The sequence below is a fragment of the Actinoplanes flavus genome (genome assembly GCF_017592555.1).
Lineage (GTDB): Bacteria > Actinomycetota > Actinomycetes > Mycobacteriales > Micromonosporaceae > Actinoplanes > Actinoplanes flavus.
On the sequence record NZ_JAGFNS010000084.1, the window covers coordinates 1 to 1,294 of the forward strand.

At 71.0% G+C, this 1,294-nt stretch carries 1 protein-coding gene; it reads left to right on the forward strand.

Translation table 11 applies throughout. The features are described from left to right. The first annotated feature begins 449 nt into the window (after positions 1-449). A complete protein-coding gene (locus tag J5X75_RS43760) occupies positions 450-1,178 on the forward strand; it encodes an Ltp family lipoprotein (protein WP_208468478.1) in 729 nt (242 codons plus the stop codon). Positions 1,179-1,294 lie beyond the last annotated feature (116 nt).

Here is a 1,294-nt window from a genome sequence, read left to right on the forward strand (position 1 = left end):
CCACGGTGCGCCGCGTCACCCGCGCGTCCAAATTCGTCCAGACTCCGCCCACGCCACCGCGCCGAGGTGGACGCTCGACAGCGCCGGAACTTCCCAGCGATGGGCGGCGCTGGTCACGGGGGTCGAGGAGCGCAGAATCCTTGGCCGGCCAGCCACCGAGATCGGCCCCGCGCCGCGCCGCCGGGGCCGATCTCTCCTCTTCTGTCCCCGATGGAGACGCCCGGCGGCTCGCCACGGGACCGAGGGCAATGGGCGGACGGCTGCCGGCGGCCGCCGATCGGTTGTGGATCTTCCCCGAAGACGGGATCGGCCTGACCGGTGAGAGCGGGGAAGTGGCCGAACGACTCACCCGTACTGATTTGTTGATTCGTTTAAATCTTGACGCGGCGATGACTACGGACGGCGGTCCGGCATCTCGCGAGTTCTGTTTCCGTCGTGTAGGGATGATGATGTCTTACTCCGGCCCGCCCGCGAACGAGCAGCCGTTCGACCCCAACCGTCCCGTCCCGCAGCCGCCGCCCGGCTGGGCACCGCCGCCGGCCGGGTACCCGCCGCCCGGAGTGCCCGGTCAGCCCGTTCCGCCCGGTAAGCCCGTTCCGCCCGGTTACGCGGGTTTCCCGCCGCCGGTCGCGCCGCCGAAGAAGAACACCGGAAAGGTCGTGCTCGCGGTCGTGGCCGGGTTGGCCGGACTCTGTTGCATCGGTGCGGTGGCCGCCGCAGGCGACGACGCCGCGAAGGACAACGCCGCCGCGACGACGACCGCGGTGACGACGACCACGGCCACGAAGCAACCGGCCACCGAGCCCGCGGCCGACGTCACCACCAAGCCCGCGGCCGACGTCACCAGCAAGCCCGTTGCGGAGGCGACCACCCAGCCCACCAAGAAGCTGACCGTCGCCCAGGAGAACGCCGTCGAGAAGGCAGCCGACTACCTGGACTACGCCGCCTTCTCCCGGACCGGGCTGATCAAGCAGCTCAAGTTCGAGGGCTTCTCCACCAAGGACGCCACCTTCGGCGTGGACGCGCAGAAGGCCGACTGGAACGAACAGGCCGCCAAGAAGGCCGAGGAATACCTGGACTTCGGCTCGTTCTCCCGGTCCGGGCTGATCAAGCAGCTCAAGTACGAGGGATTCACCACCGCGCAGGCCACCTACGGCGTCAAGAAGGTCGGACTGTAGCCCGCACGAACGAACACCCGACGGCGCGCCGTCACGCCACCGGGAAGCCGGAAGCGGGGGGGGGGGGGGGGGGGGGGGGGGGGGGGGGGGGGGGGGGGGGGGGGGGGGGGGGGGGG